Origin of the sequence: Rhizobium leucaenae USDA 9039 (genome assembly GCF_000426285.1) — a bacterium.
Classification (GTDB): domain Bacteria; phylum Pseudomonadota; class Alphaproteobacteria; order Rhizobiales; family Rhizobiaceae; genus Rhizobium; species Rhizobium leucaenae.
The window spans coordinates 395102-412493 of record NZ_AUFB01000004.1 but is presented as its reverse complement, the minus strand read 5'-3'; the positions used below and the strand labels follow the sequence as shown (position 1 = coordinate 412493).

At 56.9% G+C, this 17392-nt stretch carries 15 protein-coding genes and 1 tRNA gene; 6 read left to right on the top strand and 10 right to left on the bottom strand.

Translation table 11 applies throughout. The features are described 5' to 3' along the window. Positions 1-251: IS66-like element accessory protein TnpA (tnpA, locus tag K290_RS36150; RefSeq protein WP_161631239.1), on the bottom strand; the 251-nt coding region annotated here is incomplete at its 3' end. A gap of 1312 nt (positions 252-1563) precedes the next feature. On the opposite strand from tnpA, the gene K290_RS0108970 reads away from it, so the two are divergent. Next, positions 1564-1962 carry a hypothetical protein gene (locus tag K290_RS0108970; protein WP_154668572.1) on the top strand — a complete coding sequence of 133 codons (399 nt, stop codon included), beginning with the start codon at positions 1564-1566 and terminating at the stop codon, positions 1960-1962. An 11-nt stretch (positions 1963-1973) separates the two neighbouring features. Then, positions 1974-2174 carry a hypothetical protein gene (locus tag K290_RS0108965; protein WP_154668571.1) on the top strand — a complete coding sequence of 67 codons (201 nt, stop codon included), beginning with the start codon at positions 1974-1976 and terminating at the stop codon, positions 2172-2174. Here the strand turns inward: K290_RS0108965 and K290_RS0108960 are convergent. Beyond that, the gene (locus K290_RS0108960) at positions 2148-2732 is read right to left on the bottom strand and encodes a recombinase family protein (RefSeq protein WP_028751603.1); all 585 of its coding nucleotides are present in this window, start codon (positions 2730-2732) and stop codon (positions 2148-2150) included. The genes K290_RS0108965 and K290_RS0108960 overlap by 27 nt on opposite strands. A 206-nt stretch (positions 2733-2938) precedes the next feature. Here K290_RS0108960 and K290_RS0108955 point away from each other — a divergent pair, with 206 nt between their 5' ends. After that, entirely contained in the window at positions 2939-3523 is a 585-nt protein-coding gene (locus K290_RS0108955; protein WP_154668570.1) for a hypothetical protein, read from the top strand. Positions 3524-3640: 117 nt separating this feature from the next. Here K290_RS0108955 and K290_RS0108950 read toward each other — a convergent pair whose 3' ends face one another. The 5 genes from K290_RS0108950 to K290_RS0108930 are packed head-to-tail and all read right to left on the bottom strand — an operon-like array spanning position 3641 to position 11813. Beyond that, positions 3641-4408 (bottom strand): DUF429 domain-containing protein, encoded by a 768-nt coding sequence (locus K290_RS0108950; RefSeq protein ID WP_037135130.1) that lies wholly within the window; start codon positions 4406-4408, stop codon positions 3641-3643. Positions 4409-4420: 12 nt separating this feature from the next. Then, the gene (locus K290_RS0108945; protein WP_037135154.1) at positions 4421-5875 is read right to left on the bottom strand and encodes a class I SAM-dependent DNA methyltransferase; all 1455 of its coding nucleotides are present in this window, start codon (positions 5873-5875) and stop codon (positions 4421-4423) included. 9 nt (positions 5876-5884) lie between these two features. Next, entirely contained in the window at positions 5885-7564 is a 1680-nt protein-coding gene (locus K290_RS0108940; protein WP_028751599.1) for a DUF262 domain-containing protein, read from the bottom strand. Next, on the bottom strand, positions 7561-9117 hold the full coding sequence (locus tag K290_RS35835) for a restriction endonuclease subunit S (RefSeq protein WP_051263963.1): 1557 nt from the start codon (positions 9115-9117) through the stop codon (positions 7561-7563). The genes K290_RS0108940 and K290_RS35835 overlap by 4 nt, the downstream gene beginning before the upstream one ends. Continuing rightward, entirely contained in the window at positions 9117-11813 is a 2697-nt protein-coding gene (locus K290_RS0108930) for a type I restriction endonuclease subunit R (RefSeq protein WP_245276504.1), read from the bottom strand. The genes K290_RS35835 and K290_RS0108930 overlap by 1 nt, the downstream gene beginning before the upstream one ends. A gap of 181 nt (positions 11814-11994) precedes the next feature. Here K290_RS0108930 and K290_RS0108925 point away from each other — a divergent pair, with 181 nt between their 5' ends. Further along, a complete protein-coding gene (locus K290_RS0108925; protein WP_028751597.1) occupies positions 11995-12939 on the top strand; it encodes a DUF4357 domain-containing protein in 945 nt (314 codons plus the stop codon). A 95-nt stretch (positions 12940-13034) separates the two neighbouring features. Beyond that, positions 13035-13124, top strand: a tRNA-Ser gene (locus tag K290_RS0108920). 409 nt (positions 13125-13533) lie between these two features. Here K290_RS0108920 and K290_RS0108910 read toward each other — a convergent pair. Together K290_RS0108910 and K290_RS0108905 are read right to left on the bottom strand one after the other, a co-directional pair. Continuing rightward, positions 13534-13752, bottom strand: a complete 219-nt coding sequence (locus tag K290_RS0108910) for a hypothetical protein (RefSeq protein WP_028751596.1) — start codon at positions 13750-13752, stop codon at positions 13534-13536. Positions 13753-14412: 660 nt separating this feature from the next. Further along, the gene (locus tag K290_RS0108905; protein ID WP_028751595.1) at positions 14413-15321 is read right to left on the bottom strand and encodes a DUF1003 domain-containing protein; all 909 of its coding nucleotides are present in this window, start codon (positions 15319-15321) and stop codon (positions 14413-14415) included. Between the two features lie 581 nt (positions 15322-15902). On the opposite strand from K290_RS0108905, the gene K290_RS0108900 reads away from it, so the two are divergent. Then, entirely contained in the window at positions 15903-16859 is a 957-nt protein-coding gene (locus K290_RS0108900) for a phytanoyl-CoA dioxygenase family protein (RefSeq protein WP_028751594.1), read from the top strand. 55 nt (positions 16860-16914) lie between these two features. On the opposite strand, the gene K290_RS0108895 is transcribed toward K290_RS0108900, so the two are convergent. Then, on the bottom strand, positions 16915-17205 hold the full coding sequence (locus K290_RS0108895; RefSeq protein WP_028751593.1) for a BufA1 family periplasmic bufferin-type metallophore: 291 nt from the start codon (positions 17203-17205) through the stop codon (positions 16915-16917). Positions 17206-17392: the final 187 nt, after the last annotated feature.

Genomic DNA, 17392 nt, shown 5'->3' with positions numbered 1-17392 from the left:
CTGGCCGCGGTGATTTGCACCGGAATAAAAGACGATGTCGAAGACGGCGGCGACGCAAGGGGCTGGGTATGTTTCCGTATCCATTTCCAAACGAGGTTCGCGTTCACCCCGTGATCGCGCGCGAGTTTCGATACCGATGCGCCAGGTTCAAGGCAGGCCGCAATAAGGCGGTCTTTCGAACTTTGATCGAAACGGCGTCTCCCATTCCTACCGACCAGCCGCACGGCAAGTTTTTGACCTTCTTCCATCACTTGGTGTCCACCTATTTTGGTGGACACCTCATGCCAAAGCTCACTCAATTGCAGAAGGTGCGGGGAAAATCGCGCTTACGATACACGCACCTCTCAGCACACGACGTCGTCAATCGCTTTTGGCGGAGGCGTCGCCAGCGACAGCACACGTCCGGAGACGTTGCCAAAAGTTGTCAACCCAACCCAGAGATGTTTAGAAATGCCAACTTCCAGGTCCGGAAGCCCGCCAAAACATCAACTTCCGGGTCAATATCGAGCCGGAATTCACCCATTTCGTGACGCTAAGTTGACGCAACTTTACGTTTGGTTGACACTTTTTGCCCCTTTTTATCATTTTTGCACAGGTGTCAACTTCAGGGAGCTCTAATGTTCTCTGGGTGGGAGGAACTTCGGTGTCGCGTATCGTCGCTGCTAAGCTTCGCTGCATGAATGAGGGATCGGAGCATGGCAGCAGCGCTTACCCGGCGACGGATGCCTTGCGTGGTAGCGTCGAAAACATTTCCGGCGTGATGGCGCTTTCGTGTGCTTGTCGTAGTCTCGGTTCGAGATAAGCCGAACAGCCGGGAGTGGGATCCGACAACAGAGAGGGGGTCGTCGCCATGTTTCTCGACTAGCTGCGCCGGACGGACGTTGTGGATTTCGGCGCGTCCGTATTGTTCATTTGCTCCTGGTCGCCAGAAACCTCCTGTGCCGCTTGTGTGCGATTACTCGTCAACGGTCTCTTCTTTGCCGGAGCACGAAGTCCTAGACGCCGTCAACGAGCTCGATGGGGATGGGTTTTGCGTCCACCAATGTCCGAGGACGGATCCTTCCATGCCGTGGAGTTAACGTAACCGTTCACCCAGTCGCTTTTTGATGATGACGTGTAATTCACTCCCGTTCTCACGGGCGACGTCAGCTACGACCCTCGAGCCGGGAAGCCTGCTTGTGGATTAGTTCCCGCGGTCGCCCGCTACGGTTTTCTCAATTTACTTGTTTCGCATTCACGATCGCTCGTTTTATCCGGAGGAGACCCGGTCTTTCGTTAGCCGGAGAGGTCACGCTTTGTGCGGTTTCTCTCTATTATATCAAGACATAAGAATATTATTATAATAGAGAGAAACCGCACAAAGCGTGACAGGATGGAAATGTGCGCTCCGGCTCCGGGCTTCGCTATAAATAAGCAGTAAGCAATAGGAGAACGGAAATGCTCTCAATCGAAAATGATGATACCTCCGGTTCAGGAGGGACTGCTTCAGCTTCTCAGAAGACGGTGTGCGACCTCCAGGAAGGTTCGGCACGGCGGCGCGCCATTGATGATTGGCGGAATCGCTTGGCCAAGTTTCAGCGTGACAATCCTCACCCGATCGTGCGCGCCTGGCGCGAGGAATCCCGCAGGATCTATCGCTTGAAGAAGGAAGCCGAAGGCGAGACTGTGCGGCCCTACACCTTTCACGACCATGTGCCGTGGATCCGCGGCGAAACTCATGAGAGCCGTGAACGTCGCCTCCATCGCGACAGGGCACGCAAGAAGCGCGGAGTAGATGAAACCACTGTCCGCACCTGGACTGATCTTTCTTCGATGTCGGACGAGGAGAAGGCTGTCCACCGGCGGAGGTTGGCCGCAGAACGGAAGGCTCGTGAGCGGCTTTTGCTGAGGGCGAATGGTGCCAATGTCGACACCTCAAGCGAAACCGTCGGCGTCGATGATGTCGAATGGGGAATGTTCTGAGGAGGAATATGGTGATCAGCGCAGAATTGAGGGAAAGGGTCAGGGCGATGGCCGAGAAGTATCGTCAGAAGGAGTTGGACTTCCTGGAAATGCTGGGAAAGATTCCCAATCATGTTCCGGAACCGAAGAAGCCCAAGGTCCGCGTCAAGGCGATTTCAAAGCGATGGTCGCTGCCGGCTACGTCGTCACAGACCGGGATCGTTGGCGAGTAAAATACCTTGCTTCATCCCTCGCGCGAGAGTGCGGGGATGAACCTTGTAGCGCTCCGCGAGATCGTCGATTGAAGCCTTGTCGATCATGAAGGCTTCTCGTGCTTCGAGTATCTGCTCCGGCGTGAGCGCTGGTCGCCGGCCGATCAAGCTCCCTCTTGATCTGGCGGCGGCCATGCCCGCCTTCGTGCGCTCGCTAATGATCGAGCGCTCGAACTCCGCCATCGCGGCCATGATGTGGAATGTCAGGCGTCCGCCGGAGGTAGATGTATCTATCGCCTCGTTGAGTGACCGGAACTCAACGCCTCGATTTCCGAGGTCGTTGATGACGCGGATGAGGTCGATCAGCGATCGACCCAACCGATCGAGCCGCCACACCACAAGCATGTCTCCTTCGCCAACACTGGATAAGGCGTCGACCAGGCCACGCCGATCAAATGTCGAACCGGAAATCCCCTGGTCTGTGAAAATATGGTCACAGGCGATCGCCTTCAGCGCCGCGAGTTGGAGATCGAGATGCTGCTCATTTGTCGACACTCGGGCATAGCCAATTTTGCGCATTTTTGAGCCGAAATCCCACTTAGGTTTCCGGCTATCATACCCGGTAACCCATTGACTTAAAGGAACCTTTTTGTCCGGCGTGGGGTTATGCGTGAACCGCGGCAGCCACATGAAGGGAAACAACGGTTTAAGGCGATAAGGCATTTCTCGGCTAAGCTATGGGATAAAGGTTCCCTTTTGTCGGCATGAAAACCTCGGAATGCCATATGAAATTCGTCAGGGTTCTCGCCGCCGTGCTCCTCGCCTCGAGCGGCCTGGCTACCGCTCATGCAGAAGAAGCTTCGGTTCATCTGTTCCTTAACGAAGATACCGTTGAGACAAAGATCGACGGATTGAATGTGACGCTGAGAGCAGAGCTGACCGACAAGAATCTCAAAGATCGTGATTTCATGCGCCGGCCACGCGTTTGGTTGACCTGCTATGAAAACGGCCGGCAGATCCTGACCATTGATACCGCCGACGATCTTGATCCTTGGCCATCGGTTACAAGCGATCGCGACGTCGAGGTGAATGCGAAGCTGACGTCGCAAACAGGATCTTTCCCAGATTTATCCGTTCCTTTGCTAGCCTCTCGGGTGACGCATCTCTTAAAGATCAGCGTCGATGTAACTGGTCGGGGTCAGGAAATAGCGCGCACCTGGCTTCAAGGGTTTCCGATGAAGATAATTGCGACCCCCGGCGGCCAGCTGGACGATCTCAGTCTCGTAATTTTCGCAGATGGTCGCAGCTCTATATTTCGAGCGGAAGCGGCAACTTTGATTCGAGGATGTGACGTTTTGGCGACGAACTGATCGGCGCTAGACGCAATCGAACAAAGAGACTCGCTGGCGCGTTTGGCACGTCGAGAGCTGTGAAACAACGCCCAGGAGCGTCGTGCCAGCCAGTGAGCTTCCTCGAGTCAAAGGAAGCTAAACAACGGCCAAACTGCTCCTCTCCAGCGCTCCCCGCGCCCAAGCTGCCCATAAGTCTGACGGGGGTAGCCAGAACCAGCCTCCCACATCGTCACCAACAACCTCGGATTTACTGGCCGCCGCGCAGGCTGCGGTTAATAGGCAAATCCACGCTGCTCGCTTCTCGTGATCCTTCTCGGCCAACACTGCATCGAGCAGCGCCTGATTTCGCCAACCGAGAGTCTGCAAAAGGGAGTCGAGAACGCCGCTGTCGACAGCATGATCATAGAGCCAGTCGAATTTCTTCCGTTTTTGAGCTGCTGGCAGAGCGAAGCGGTCTTCCGGCAGAAGAACCCCAAGGAAGGCGTTCGGGAAAGCTTCGATGATAGCGGTGCCGGGTCGAATAGCCTTCTTGATCACCTTATTTGGACTCGCCAGATGTAGAACGTGCTCGGCGGTTTGTGACGCGGCTCGGCGCAGATCCCTTCCGTATCCGTGATTGCTTAAGCCTGGTTTGCACCGGGTCCGAAATGCTCCGCGAATGAACAGGCGCTCGCACAAGCGGTTCAAACTGTCATCTGCGCCGATAGGGACGAGCGGCCCGTCAATGGCTATGACTGAAAAGGCGGTCGTTGCCGGGACGTGTCGGCTACGACGCTCCCAGTCCGAGTAAGTCCTCGCGGATCCAAACTCGCCGTTTTTGCTCCAAGCGATGCCCGTCGTCGGCCTCGATTTCGAAAAGCCTACATCGATCCCAAGGAGAGCGATGTCATTCAGGTCGGACATCGGCGCGCTCAATCAGGCACCCGAGGCACTCAGAGTGTTTGCGACGCCGCGGAACTTGTCGAGCGCGAGTTCCAGGCTCGCAATGACTTCGGCGGCGACCTCATCCGGAGGCGGCAACAGGTCGGGGTCGTCGAAGCTCTCGTCCTTCAGCCAGAAGAGGTCGAGGTTGACTTTGTCGCGGGCGAGGAGGGCTTCGAGTGGGTAGCGCTTGAAGCGTTCGCTCTCCTCCCGCTCGTGCCGACGACCGGACCTATAGCAGGCGACGAAGTCGTCGAGATCGGCACGGGTCATCGGGCGCTCCTTCAGGGTGAAGCGCTTGTTGGTCCTCAGATCATAGATCCAGAGATCCTTGGTCGCCGCGACTTCGGACGGTGGTTTCTTGTCGAAGAAGAGCACATTCGCCTTGACGCCCTGCTTGTAGAAGATGCCAGTCGGCAGACGTAGCAAAGTGTGGAAGTCGAAGTTCTGCAGCAGGCGCCTGCGGATCGTCTCGCCGGCCCCACCTTCGAATAGCACGTTATCGGGCAAGACAACGCCGGCCTCACCGTCCGGCGCGAGCACGGTCATGATATGCTGCAGGAAGTTTAGCTGTTTGTTCGAGGTGGTGACGAAGAAGTCCTGGCGATCATAGTCCTCGCGCTCGGTGTCGATCTCGCCGTCATCGCGGATCACCCGGTAGCTCTGCTTCTTGCCAAAGGGAGGGTTGGCAAGCACGACGTCATAAGTCTTGCCGCCGGTGCCGAGTAGCGCGTCCTTGGCCTCGACGATCGATTCTACACCGGTGATGCCGTGCAGATAGAGGTTCATGGCCGCAAGACGCACGACCTCCGGCACGATGTCCGCACCGGAAAACTTGTTTTTCAGCGCCGAATAGACGGCGCGGTCGCGGGCCTTGGGATGCCTTTTCATGTGCTCCCATGCGGCGAGCAGGAAGCCGGCGGTTCCGCAGGCCGGGTCATGCACGGTTTGGTGTGGCTCGGGGTCCACCACCTCGACCATGGCGTCGATCACCGGGCGCGGGGTGAAGTATTGGCCGGCCCCGGATTTGACATCCTCGGCGTTACGCGCCAGCAGCCCTTCGTAGATGTCGCCCTTTACATCGACCGGCAGGCCGAGCCAGGTCTCGCTGTCGATTAGGCCGACGAGGCGCTTCAGCTTGGCCGGATCCTGGATCTCGTTCTGAGCTTTCAGGAAGATCGCGCCGATGATGCCGCCCTGCTTCGATAGAACCTCCAAGAGTCTGCCGTAGGCGATGCTCAGCGCCTCGCCGGAGAGATCTCGGATATCTGACCAACAGGCGCCGTTCAGCAGCATGGAAGCCTCGCCGATCTGCGTCACCCGCTCGTCATCCATCTTGAGGAAGAGCAGGTAGGAGATCTGACTTATATAAGCTTGATAGGAAACGCCCTGGTCGCGCAGCACATGCGCGAAATTCCAGACCTTGGCGACGAGGGTTTGGGAATTCATCATGCGTCCTTAAGCTAACCGCCAGAGCTTCTCGATAGCTCCAATCAACTCGGCCTGACGCTTTTGCATCGTGTCGATGTTCCAAGTTGTCTCTGCAAGGACTTTGCTGGTCAGCGCGAAGTTCGCCACACCTGCTTTTGTCGAGAAGTATTTCGACTTCTTGTCGGTGAATTCATAATTGCTTGCCTGAGAGTTCTTCCGTCTGGTCAACAATACCAGATTGGCAAGTTTGTGGACCCACTGCTGTCTGTCAGTTTCAGTTGGAAAGTCAATCGACCATTGGCTAGCTGCCGGCGGATTCTGTGGCAGCACATGCTCTACACTGACAACCGGCGTATTGTAGACTGCACTACCGCCAGACAGTAGCTCGTCAAGCCGCAGCAGAAGCGGAAGTCTTATGCGTGTCACAGTGTATATATCCGCTCCGAGGGATTTACGCACTTCAAGCTTTTCATGGTCGTCGAGCTGAAGAGTAGAACCCTCTGCGAAAAGATCGTCCTTTGCCTGTATTGATGCCAGCAGCTTGCCGTATCGCCGTATGCGTTCGGAGGGATCCCGGCGCATTAGGAACATACCGTAGGCGAGCCGTTCAAGGTCCGACAAGAACTGGAGGATGAAATCAGGGTCGTCGCGATAGCGGGCAATGACTTCAATTGCCGGTGGCTGCCAGTCAAAATTATCAAGGCGCGAAAGGTGGGTGAGCTGTCGATTAATCGCGTCCGCGTTTTTGAAGCTCGAGAAGCTCCGATCCGTGATTTCCTCGTAGGCGCTAGCATAGGGGGACAGCTCACTGTCGATGAAGTTTGCCGGGGCCTTCCGCGTTGGCACAAACTCTCTGAACTCTGCGATGAGTGTTCCTTGCATCTTCTGCTTGCGATGAATCATGCGGATATGGCCGAACAACTCAGCGAAACGGGCGCGACCGAGTTCGTCTTCCATGTCCTCCCATTTTTCGGTGTATTCCTCCTGCTTATCAGCAGGGAGCGCGCCGATGATCTCTGCCTTCAAGACATCCGCCGGTGAGAGGTCCAGGCCCCTGGAGTTCATCACGGAGAAGATGCGGAAAGCGGAGTCCTGATCCGAGGCTGCGACAAGGACGAGATAGCAACGCTGCGCGATAAACATTGTTAGCCGCCGGCATTGTTCCTCAGAGTGATCCTTCAGCCGATCGCGCAGGAAGGCAGCGTTTTCTACCATCCTTGCACGTGCGTCCTTCAACTGGCGCATGTCGGGCAAGGTGGCAGTCGCTCCCTGAGCCTGGATTGCGGTTCTAAAAAAGCTTGCGTCACGCTCACGAGTTGTCAGCCTAAAGACGTCTTCGGTCCCTTTGATCGGGTCGCCGGTTTGGCAAATGTAGCCATGGATCGCGCTGGCGATCTTTGGCTCTGCCAAGTCCCGCAGCACACTCAGTAAGATCGCCAGGGTCGTCAATCTCTGCTGGCCATCGACTACGTCTGCTTCCGGCTTCTGCGGATCTTTGATCAAGACCACGCTCCCTAGGAAATAGGGGCTTGCGTCGGCAACGTTGCCAGTAGTGCCGCAAGCTGTCTGGATGTCGTCCAGCAATTCGCTGGCTTCTTCAGTAGTCCAGGCGTAAGGCCGTTGATAGGATGGGATTCGAAACAGATATTTGTCGCAGAATATATCAAGGATCGGTTTCTCACCGGCCTCAATCGTGTGGCGTGTCATGTGCTGCTTCTCCCCCTCGTTTTTTTCGCCGGTGCACGATGGCGCTTGGATGGATTGACGGTGCGAGCGGATATATTCGTGAGTAGCGCCGAGGCAGGCTCGTCGTGCGAATCCTGAGGCACGAGCGTGCCTTCGAAGGCAGATTTGAGGATGGCCTGGCGGAGACGGACGGCGTCGGTGGTTTGGACTTCAAACAGTGTTACGCCGTCTGAACATGCTGCCAGGCCTTCAGATACTCGGCGGAGGATTTCGCCTATCTCCGAGGCCGGAGGGATCGGGATCGGCAATCTGCGCAATATCGCGCCGCTTATTTTTGGCATGGTCCCGGCAGTTCCAGTCGCGCTGTCCATCATGAACTTCCGACCCATTGGGGAGTTGGCCACTCGCCATATCCACTCCGCTAACCACCGGTGGCTGGTTCGGACGCGGATCATCAGGTCGGGGTAGACGTAAGTAGACTCCGGCCCATCGTATATTGCCGCTATGCCCACATATTCGATTGTGTTGCCGCGCTGAAAAAGCAGGTCACCCGGCACTAGATAGAGATCAGATCCCTGTTCAATCGTTTCGGACAACGTCTTCGTGGCTCGGTCGGACAGATCAATCTCGCCTCGAGTTGTGGCTGTCAGTTTGAGCGAAAGAGTTCCAGACCCATCTGAACTCGTCTTCGGCGAATAGCCATTTGTTGGTCCAGACACGACGATTTCATCGAGACGTGCCCAAGCCCATCCCTTAGGCAGATGCGACAACTCTGAGGTGTCTATCGACTCGCCCGCCCACGCTCGCTTGTCTCGCCTATCGGGCGTGTTTACCGCGCGCTCAGCCCTGATGCGGGCGATCAGGTCGTGGCCGGTCTCGGTGGGCTTGTTGGTTTCGCGCCAGTCGCGGGTGAGTTCGCCAGTGACGGCGGCCTTCAACAGGGATCGACGGAAGGTCTCCAGCCCTTTGCGCGCCTCTTCCAGCGCTGCTTTGCCCTCGGCGATCTCGGCGAACAGGGCATCGATGCGTTCGACGATGCGGCGTTGTTCGGGAAGCGGTGCCAGCGGGATTCGAAGCTCTTCCACGAAGGCACGCGGAAGTTCGCGTTGATTAGTCGAACCAACGTGCCCCGCGTCCACCAAATGCTGGACCCTACCGGTTTCAACGAAGTAACCCAGATACCTGGGTTCGATCGCGACTGGTCGGACGATGGTTACGTGCGAATCAACCGTAAGCTCTCCGATGGAACCGTCGTAGACAACGGCGCGACCAATCGTTCCGGTGCCGGTCGAATTCCAGAGCAGATCGCCCGGCTGAAGTTGGAGTTCCGGGGTGAGGCGGTCGAATGCATCCCGAGCGGTCAAACGAAGATGCCTAGTTTCCAAGCTATGCCAACGGATGCACTTCTGATTGACGACCGGGACGCCTCCGTCTTCGACATACTTTGGGCCGCGGCCGCGACCGATGAATGACGTCACTGCTCGGAGAGGAGTCCAGCACCAGCCTGCCGGCAGTTCCCAGGGCTCATCGTCCAAGCCGTCTTCCCGCTCCGAAGGAGCCACCGTCATGTCCATTACGCCACCAAGACTTCCGTTAGTTCATCGAGCAGGGCCGGCAAGCGCGCGCCGAACAGGCCGCGCGCTTTTATCATGCCGCCGCGCCCGGCAAATTCCGGTGCGTCCGTGATGTCTTCGGGACGGATTTCGATATTGACCGCCAGATGATCACGGATTGCCAGGAGCCAGGCACGCTGCTCGTCACTATAGGTTCGCCCGGCCTTTTCTTCGCGGCCAAGCCAGAGGTTGAATCGCCCGGCCACCAGCGATGATAGCGGCTCCAGCGATTCGGCTTCTCCCATAGCATAACGAACCAGCATGACGATATCGGCGAGCGTGCCGGCCGGGTTACCTCGCACTTTTTCGGAGGCGAGGCGTTTATAGGCGCGCCAGATGTCCACCGGCTCCAGTAGCCAGGGCGGGCGCTTCAACGCATCGCGCATCTCGTCCACCGTCTCATAGGTCAAATGCTTGTGAGCATAGGGACGATGATAGAGGATCTGCAGGGCAACCAACTCGTCTTGTTTTTCCTCGAGAAATTTCTGAAAGCGATTCACCGTGTCGCTCGCTTTGCGCTCGTCCCAACCAGAGGAGACGACAGCATCAGTGGAGACCTGGTCAATGCGGATGTCGGCTGCAGCCTTCACATCCTTCAACAGTCCACGAAGCTTCGGATCGTCGAACAGCGCAGCCGCCTGTTCCTTGACCGCATCCTTTGCACGCTTTTGGTCTGGCTCGGGGGCCTCTTTCGCCACATGGGTAGCCAGCACATCAGGATCGATTGCGTCAAGCAAGCGAGAGGCGAGATCCTTGAGGTCCAGTCCGCCCGTCACTTTGACCACGGCTGCGCGGTCCTTTTCGCCGATGCGGCGGTCGAGGGCAGCCAGCCGCGCTGCAAGTGTTGCAAAAGCGTCGTCGTCGCGGCGGCCGGCTGCAATTTCGTCGATCAGCTTGTCAAAGGAGATGACTCGGTTGCGTTCCAGCGGCTGGGAGATACTCTTCAAGCTCTCCGAGACTCCGACGGCATCGACCAGGACGAAACGTGTCTTCGCCTCGGCGTCCGGCGTCACCTCGCGCAACTTCTCCGGGCTGATAGTCCGGGCGCCGCGACCTTTCATCTGCTCGAAATAGAGCTCGGACTTGACGTCGCGCAGGAAGATCAGCGCCTCAAGTGGTTTTACATCGGTGCCGGTTGCGATCATGTCTACGGTGACGGCAATGCGCGGATTGTAGTCATTGCGGAAAGTGCGGATCAACTGCTCCGGATCTGCGCCGTCGACCTTGTAGGTGATCTTCTTGGCGAAATCGTTGCCCTTGCCGAAGACATCGCGGACGATCGTCACGATCTCCTCGGCATGATGATCGTCCTTGGCGAAGATCAACGTCTTTGGCACTTCATGACGGCCGGGGAACAGCTCCGTAAAGAGCGAATCGCGATAGGTTTCCAGCACGGTGCGGATCTGGTTCGGCACCACCACCGTGCGGTCGAGTTGATCGGCGGCATAGGCGAAGTCTTCAGTCAACGTTTCATAGCGCTCAGCGCGAGTGCGCTTGTCGCGGACCGGTAGATCATAGCCTGCCTTGACGATGGAGCCGCGTTCGCCGATCTCGGTGCGGATGCGGAAGATCTCGAAACCGACGTTGACACCATCCACTACGGATCGCTCGTAGGGATATTGCGCTACGAGATTGCGACCGAAGAATCCGAGCGTGTGAAGCGAGGGCGTTGCCGTCAAGCCGACGATGAAAGCGTCGAAATAGTCCAGCACCTGGCGCCAAGTCCCGTAGATCGATCTATGGCACTCGTCAGTGATGACGAGATCGAAGCTCTCGATCGGAATCGACGGATTGTAGCTGACGAAACGCTCCTGCCCGCCCGCAATGGCCTCGAAGGCGGATGCCTCTTCGTCATCCTCATCCAGCTCCTTACCGGTCAGCACCGAATAGACGCGCTGGATCGTTGCTACGACGATCTGCGCATCCTTATCAATGCCAGCGTTGCCGAGCTTCTGGACGTTATAGATCTCCGAAAACGAACGACCAGTGCCGGGAGGGCGATAGGCGAGATATTCATCGCGTGTCTGGCGGACGAGGTTTGCCCGATCTGCGAGGAAGAGGATGCGTTTGAAGCCAGCATGAGCGAGCAGGCGATAGCTTAAGGTCGCTGCCGTGAACGTCTTGCCGGCACCGGTCGCCATCTGCACTAAGGCGCGAGGACGGTTTTGGGCCAATGACTGCTCGAGGTTCATCACTGCGTCGATCTGACAGCCGCGCAGATCGTCTACAACTAGGGGCGGCATCTGCTGTAGCCGGGCGCGCAGCGTCGCCGGCTCGCGCAACCGGAGCTCCAGCGTCTCAGGGCGGTGGAATGCGAAGACGTGGCGGGAGACTGGTTGCGGATCGGCATGATCACGAAACAGCGTCGCGCTACCAGAGGCGACATATTCGAAACGCACCTGGCCATCCTCACGGACCAAATGGCCGGGCATATCGTGGATGTAGCGAGCCGCCTGATCGGAGAAGCCAGAGAGAGTAGTGCCTTCCGCCTTGGCTTCGACAACACCGCAGAGCCTTCGGCCGACAAAGAGGGCGTAGTCGACTGGACCAGACGCAGTTTGGAACTCGCGCACTGCAACGCCTGGGCCGGCACCGAGATTCATCTCCGAGCGTGACTGGACCAACCACCCACAGTCGATCAGCTGCCTGTCGATCAATGACCGGGCACGATCCTCAGGATGGAAGGCATCATTGCTCATAGGCAGAGATTACGGACGCCAGCGAAAATAGGGAAGCCGCTTTCGCACGCTGAGGCTGAAAATAAAAACCAATACTTCTGACATACGTGCATAGATGCGTGCTATGGACGCGTTGGGCGTCAATCGAATGGATCGACTCATGAGTTATGGTGAAATGGTTGGTCGGGTCGTGAAAATTTTTATCACTGGCCAGGATCCACGAAGCTTGCGCACCGTCGAGCTTGACAACTGGACCGGCGTTGCCATTACGGGTCAGCCCGAATTCTTCAAGAAGGCACTCGAGGCTGAGGTTTTAAGCCGTTCATGCGTCTACCTGCTCATTCGCAGCGGTGCCGATGATGACCTGCCGGAAATCTACGTTGGCGAGAGTGATGATTTTTCACAGCGCTACACGAGCGGCAAGTTTCCCATCGAATTCGATACTTTCTTGATATTCACGAGCAAAGACGACAACCTTACCCGTGCGCATGTGAAATGGCTGGAGCTGAAGCTCTGGGCGATCCTTAGAGGGAACAGTGGCAAAGTAGTCGTGGCAAATTTGAACACACCGACGGGCTCTAACCTTCCGCGCGCCGACATCGCCACAATGCAAACTTACCTCGGCAACATGATCTACGTGCTTGAGGCGCTGGGGTATGATCTCTTCTCCGTCAAGGAGAGAACCTCCACATCGCCGACCGGACAGGTGGAACAGCGCGACGACGAGGCGCAAAGCCTGATTATCGACCTCTATTCCACACTGCCGAAGCGGCTCGAGGATCGGGCATTTCTACGCTACGAGGATGGCACCTACGTTTTGACGGCTGGCTCCAAAATCAATTCGAGGATCACGGAGAGCTTGCCATCGAATGTGCGAAAACTACGTGAGCAGTTGATTCGGGATGGCGGCCTTATCGAGCGTGGTGATCACCTGGAACTCACCAGAGACATCCCCTTTTCGAAGCCTTCACCAGCCTCCGCTCTCGTCAAGGGTCGAAGCTCTACGGGTTATCAAGACTGGTTGAGAATGGCGGACGGCGTGCCGCTCGGCGCCGTGCTCGGTATCGCAGCCGCTGTAAGAGATCTGGTCGGAGCGGCGCAGTAAGGCCACACTTGAAGCGATCAATCACCAGTTTGCCATCCCATCCTTCTCTCGCTATGAGAACGCCCGCGCTGCAAAACGCGCCGACCAGCATAACCGGAGAGGTGGCAGAGTGGTCGAATGCACCGCACTCGAAATGCGGCATACCTGCAAGGGTATCGTGGGTTCAAATCCCACCCTCTCCGCCATAGGCACTGGACGCTGATTCTCCGCTTTTCTAAGCGTTGGCAGCTTTCGCCAAGAGCCAATCGGATACGCCCGCCCCTACCGAAAATGTAAAAGAAACATCGTCGGCCCTACCAAGGTCATCGCGAAGATGAATAGTGATATGCCGAGCTTCAGCATCCTCATGCGGCGTGTTTTCACGCCGTCCCAGTCGTAGTCCATGACTATATCCCCGTCTCTGTTTGCGCCGATTTCGATGGCGCATTAGGAGTATCTTGTATGGGGGATGTGCGAGGCTTGCCGCTCTGTTCTGGAGCCAGACCTGTTCCGTCAGAGCGCCGTCCGTTCATTTGAACGCACTAAGGTCGCTCCGGTTTTTGACTCCGGGCGTATTTTTCCGTTTGTCGCCGATTTCACCTGAAAGCGGGTGTGCTAGGCGCGATGGAAGACTTCGTCCGTTAGGAGCAAAAGGAAGTTCTCGTCGTCCAGCTTGTTGGCGATCTGGCCGTCTTCCGTCATGTAGTCGAAGACGGGGCCTCCCGGTCGGTCCGAGAAGGCGAATTTGGGCCATTTCAATTGTTCGATAATGACGATGCGGCGCCCGGCGTCATTTTCGCATGCTATTCTTTTGGTCTCCTCGAAGTAGGTCATGGCGACACCTCAGTAATCGTTCCAAACTGAAGCTTAGGACGCGCAAACCGCGAGTCAACCTTACTATGGTGGCTAATGCGTAGGTATTAGGTCGTCTTTCGTCCTTCCCGGCCCTACAATTCCGAGCTCATCCGAGCTATCGCCTTAAGCCGCATTGCGAAATCGCATCCGGCAGAGCCTCGTCGCGTGCTGGCCTCATCCCTTCTGACTAACTTAAGAGTGTTAAATTGACGATAAACAACTTACAGTTTATTGTTCAGTTTCTAACATAATGGAGAGGAGCATGAGAACTTTCGTGTGTTTTCTCGTCGTATTTTGGGGTGCCACGGCCGCAAGCGCAGGGCAAAACATTATACGTGTGTCATCGATAATACCTGCAGCCGAGATCGCAGAAAGTGCCTTGTTGCTACCGGGCAGCGCGGACAAGGCTCCCTGCGTTTACAGCAAAAAATACGGTCCTGATGGGGTTCGCCTATGCTGCCGGCGGGCTTCCGGCTTATATGCGCCCACGGGAGCGCGAATGGCTGTTCATCCGCAGCTTTAGGAAACGAGGCGCATTTTCTGTTCGAGAGAAGGCCGATGTGACGGCGGCGGCCCGTGAGTACACATGCATGTGCCGAGAGGCAGGCTTGATGGGCGGTACCCGCCGAGCTGATCGCCCTACTCCGCCGAATCCTCCGGCTCCTCGGCCTTGGGCTTGCTGCCGAAGAGGTTCTTCAAGGCATTGGTCTTCACCTTCGATGCCTTGCTGACCTTCAGGGCGCGCGTGGCGGCCTTGGCTTGTTCCAGCATCATCTCGATCTGGATCTGCTGGATTTCGGTCAGCCGCTCCCATTGGCGATTGAGGAGATGGTCGACTTTTTCGTGCAAATGGCGGATTTCCAGTTCGGCCTTCAGGTTGACCTTGTAGTCGTTAAGGGCGCGCAGCCGGTCCTTTGCTTCCTGTCGCCGCTGGCTCATCATGATGATCGGCGCCTGCAGGGCGGCAATCGTCGAAAGGATCAGGTTCAGTAGGATGAAGGGATAGGCGTCGAAGGCTTTGTTTTCGCCCATGGCGAGGTTGATGCCCATCCACACCGTCAGGAACAAGCAGAACGAGATGATGAAGGTCCAACTGCCGCCAAAGGAGGCGACCATATCCGCCATCCGGTCGCCGATGGAGCGATGATCCTCGTAATCCTCTTCGATGTTCTCGGCGAGCGTGTCGTGCGTCTTCAGGCTTTCGACGACTTCGTCTTCCAGGTTCGAAAGTTCGCCGCGCTCGTCTACCAGCAGTTCGGCGATATATTGGGCGCGATAGTCGTCCATCGCCTTGCGGCTGATATAGTCGTCGGAGCGGATGTCGGGATGTCTATGGCGTACGAATTCCGCAAGCGAGGGGCGCAGGTCATCGAAATGCACCGCATCCTTCTTCTTGAGCGTTGCGCCGGTAATGGCGTCGACGAGTTTGACCGACTTGGCCTTCGCCTGGGCGAGACTTTTCGTATAGTCGTTCATCTCCACGGTCGCTGCTTCGCCTTCGCCCGCGTCAAAATCGACTATACCTTCCGCGGGATCTGTCTCTGTCATATGAGCCCTCTTTCGCAATTGCTCGTTCGTCTAGAGCGCCGCGCGTTCATCTGAACGCGCAAAGGTCGCTCTAGTCTTTTGAATCTAGAGCATCTTATGCGCTTTCTGGTGATTCCACCTGCAAGCGGGATGCTCTAGCCGATGATCGGAACAGGATTGTGACTGTAGATTGGCGGCGCGATTGGCTTTGACAAAACTGTTCCGGTTTTGCCTCAGTCTCGGCCGGTCACTCGTTCGCTGCAAATGCTTCCTAGCGATGTTATCCTAAGCAATGGCAAATAAATTGTGCCAGAAGTGCGTCGGCGGAGCGAATGACCAGTACATTCATTCATCGTCAGAAACATATCGGCAATATTGGACAACCACCCGTGGGCCTTTGAAAATACTTGTAAAATCGGAAGGCGATTGTCTCGTGGATTTTCGTCAAACAAGCGGAAATCTGCCCCTTCAGGCTCTTGACCATGGTTGGCGGGCTTCTATTTGCCGCAGTGCAGCAAGCGTCTTACGGCGCAAAACAAGGACTATTTTCAACAAGCCTGGGCCTGTTGGCATGGATTTATGCGCAGGCGGAAAGGATACCTATGCACAATCCTCCGGCAGATGATTTGGAGTCCATCGCCCGACGAGGCGGTCGCCTGAAGCGAATGGCTGTTCGCATACCCACTTACTTGACGGATGTGCGGGAAAATCCGGCTTGGCTGCCGATGTTTCTGCTGGCCCGAACAATGCCGTTTCGGCGCCTTCATTGGTTCGCGACTAGGCAGCAGGTGGCGCGTCCGGGGGCCGGCGCATCGATGTTTTCAGGGATCGAGTGCGATGGTGTCGTCCATGCGCTGCAGACGGATGGGCTTTTTGCCGGTCTGATGCTGCCCGAGAGCATTCACCGGGACATTGCCGAATTTGCCCGGACCACCGGCTGTTTCGGCAATTTCGACCGGAAGCTCGAGTTTCTGGCGCCCGAACATGCGGCTGCGGAGGCGCGGTTCGGCCGGTCTCTTCTCAGCGGGCATTTTTACGAGCGTTCGCTCGATTGCGACGCGGTCCTGGCGGTTCAGCGCGATCCGCTGCTTGGGGACGTCGCCCGACATTATCTCGGCGGACAGGCTCAGGTGATCACCACGCGCATCTGGTGGAGCTTTCCGACAAAATCGGCCTCCGAGGCCGATCTAAGCCGTGCCTCATTCAAATATCATTTTGACCTCGATGACTGGCGAATGCTGAAGTTTTTCTTCAATCTGGTCGATGTGGATGAAGGCACCGGGCCGCATGTCTTCATCAAGGGCAGCCACAGACGGCGGCGGGTGAAGCATCAATTGACGCTTCTGGTCGGCCATCCGGCGGAGGAGGTTCTTGGATTTTACGGAGAGGAAAGCGCCGCCACGCTGACCGGCAAAGCCGGTTTCGGTTTCGTCGAAGATCCCTTCGGTTTCCACATGGGCACCGTGCCAATGCAAAAGCCGCGGTTGATGATGGAAGTCGGCTTCGGCGTTTCAAAGCCGTCTCGCCGCCGATTCCATGGTGAGCCGGTTCTGCGGTAGATGATGGTCTGTAAACCCCTGCCCGGACATCCTGGCTCCCAACGGTCGGCTCCAATCAGACAGGCGCCGGTCCCTCTGCCAGGCTGCCATGGCCGTTCGGCGTCTTGATCGTTTCGCAGGTTCCGGCGGGGACGAGCTTCCAGGAATTCTGTTGGTAGTCGATCGTCGAGGTGCCGGCGCAGGTGGTGCCCGCACCGGCGGCGCAATCGTTCTGACCTTTGAGGGCCACGCCGTAGCATTTTTCCTTGGCCTTGCCGTCGGCTACTGCGGCCGGAGCCGCGATAAGGGATGCGACCGCAGATACCAGCATGCCGGCAACAGCCACAGTGACGACGCTGTCTTTCATAAGCTTGTATCCCTAACGAGCCTGAGCCGTCGTTCAATTGCACTCGGACCCCATGACGATATCTTGTGCTACGCAAGCTCCTGCGAGGGCAGTGTATTATTCAATTCGCTCCATGTATACCGAGGGCGATAACAAGGGTCTGTTCTGTGGGACAAGGGGAGCAACGGGCAAGATCCCTGTGGCCGAA